General features: G+C 68.2%; 2 protein-coding genes. Both read right to left on the bottom strand.

The annotated features are described in order from the left end of the window. Nucleotides 1-202: 202 nt before the first annotated feature. Nucleotides 203-931 carry an IS21-like element helper ATPase IstB gene (istB, locus tag VGC77_RS19000; RefSeq protein WP_331173125.1) on the bottom strand — a complete coding sequence of 243 codons (729 nt, stop codon included), beginning with the start codon at nucleotides 929-931 and terminating at the stop codon, nucleotides 203-205. Beyond that, a complete protein-coding gene (gene istA, locus VGC77_RS19005; protein WP_331173126.1) occupies nucleotides 918-2432 on the bottom strand; it encodes an IS21 family transposase in 1515 nt (504 codons plus the stop codon). The genes istB and istA overlap by 14 nt, the downstream gene beginning before the upstream one ends. Nucleotides 2433-2548: the final 116 nt, after the last annotated feature.

Below are 2548 nucleotides of genomic sequence, written 5' to 3' on the forward strand. Positions count from 1 at the left end.
TGTCAAACGGCTCGCAATCGGGACCCTCAATGGGCGCCGAAAAGGACCCCCTCTTCGTAGCGCTGCGTGGCGGCGAGGCGCGGAGCCATGCGTAGCGCAGCGCCTGGCCGCCGGGTGAGCCGCTGAGGTTTCAGCCGGGCCCGGAGGGGGGTCTGGGGGGAGGTTGAACAGATTGTGGATAAGTTGGCGGTTGGACCGATGCTCAGCTGCGGTTGCGCAGGCGCCAGCTGTCGTTGCCGGTCTCGACGATGTCGCAGTGGTGGGTGAGCCGGTCGAGCAGGGCCGTGGTCATCTTGGGGTCGCCGAAGACGGAGGGCCACTCGCCGAAGGCGAGGTTGGTGGTGATGATCACCGAGGTGCGCTCGTAGAGTTTGCTGACCAGATGGAACAGCCGCTGGCCGCCGGCCTGGGCGAGGGGCAGGTAGCCCAGCTCGTCGAGGATCACCAGATCGAGGCGGGAGAGCTGGGCGGCCAGGGTCCCGGCCTTGCCGCGGCGGGCTTCGTCCTCCAGCTGGTTGACCAGATCGACGGTGTTGAAGTAGCGGCCGCGGGCGCCGGCGCGGACCACGTTGGCGGTGATGGCGATGGCCAGGTGGGTCTTGCCGGTGCCTGTTCCGCCGACCAGGACGATGTTGCGATGGTTAGCCAGGAAGGCGCCGTCGTGCAAGGAGCGGACCAGGCCTTCGTTGATCGGCGATCCGCCGAAGGAGAAGGCCGCCAGGTCCTTCATCATCGGCAGCTTGGCGGCGGCCAGGCGATAGCGGATGGAGGCGGCCTGGCGATGGGTAGTCTCGGCCTTGAGCAGATCGGCGAGGATCTGCATGGCCGTGCGGTTGCGTTGTAATCCCGTGGTGACCGTCTCGTCGAAGGCCCCGGCCATGCCCTTCAGACCCAGCTGGGCGAAGGCCTCGATCATCTCATGCCGCTGCACGGGAGCCTCGTAGCTGGTCGTAACGGGCGCAGTCGGCGATCGGCGGGTGGCTCAGGGCCAAGGCGTCCGAGGTGGTGATCTGCGGCGGCGCTGGCGGCTCGCGCCGCCTGGCCAGGATGGTGATGATGAGATCGTCGCTGGCGGCGCCGGCGTCCAGGGCTTCGCGGACCGCGTCATCGACGGCGTCCAGGCCATCGACCAGCACCGCCGCCAGCACCCGCACGAAGCGCCGATCGGCCTCGTCGCCGCGGCCCAGCTTGTGCTTCAGCCGGGTCAGGGCCGGCGGCAACGACCAGTCCTGGAACGGCGCGCCGTTGCGCAGGGCGCCGGGCTTGCGAGCCAGGACCGGCAGGTAATGCCAGGGATCGTAGACCGTGCGGCCCCGGCCGAAGCAGCGGGCGTGCTCGGCCACCACCTCGCCGGCGCAGCGCACGACGATGCGATCGGCATAGGCTCGCACCTGCACCGTGCGCTTGGCGGCCTTGGCCATCACCGAGTAGCGGTTGCGGTCGAAGGTGATCAGGCAGGTCCCGGTCACGGCGTGATCGACCTCGTGGAAGCCGTCGAAGGGGGCCAGGATCGGCTGCAGCGCCGGCCGCTCGGCCTGAAGGGCTTGAGCCAGGGTGATCTCGCCCTGCTCGGGATGGGGATGCTGGCGGGCCCAGCGCAGGCACTCCGCTTCCAGCCAACCGTTGAGCTCCTCCAGGCTGGTAAAGCGCAGACGCGGCTTGAAGAACCGGTCGCGGCTGATCTTCACCTGGTTCTCGACCTGCCCCTTCTCCCAGCCCGCAGCCGGCGTGCAGGCCGTCGGCTCGAACATGTAGTGGTCGGCCATCAGCAGGAAGCGCCGGTTGAAGACCCGCTCCTTGCCGACGAACACGGCGTCCACGGCGGTCTTCATATTATCGTAGATGCCCCTCATGGGCACGCCGCCGAAGAAGACGAAGGCCCGCTGGTGGGCGTCGAACACCATCTCCTGGGTCTCGCGCGGATAGGCCCGTAGATAGACCGCCCGCGATGCGCACAGGCGAACATGGGCCACCTTCACCCGCAGCGGCTGGCCGGCGATCTCCACATCCTCGTGGCTGAAATCGAACTGGAACGCCTCGCCCGGTTGGAACATCAGCGGCACGAACGCCGTCCCGCCGTCGCCCGGCGCCGTCCTGGTCTCTTCGCGCCAGCGCGCCGCATAGCGCCGCACCGAGCAATAGGAGCCGTCGTAGCCTTCCCGCACCAGCAGGTCCCAGACCCGGGTCAGCTTCAACCGGTCCCGCCGGGGCCGCGCCTCGTTCTCGACCAACAGTTGCTCCAGCCGCTCGCGCACCGGCCCGATCTTCGGAAACGGCTGCGTCGTGCGCTGGTAGCTGAACGCGCCTTCCTCTGCCCGGATCGCCTTGCGCACCACCTTGCGCGACAGCCTCAGATCCCGCGCGATCGCCTTGATAGCCTTGCCCGCCGCGTGCTCACGGCGAATCCGAACTACTGTCTCCACCACCAACATCCCGATCTCGACCGCCTGGCTGAACCCAAGCGGCCGTGCCTAAACCATCGGAATGAGGGGTCCCTCTTCGGCGCCCATCACCCCCTTAGGGGGTCCTTCTTCCACGCCTCTGCACA

This window comes from Rhodopseudomonas sp. (assembly GCF_036404135.1).
GTDB lineage: Bacteria > Pseudomonadota > Alphaproteobacteria > Rhizobiales > Xanthobacteraceae > Rhodopseudomonas_A.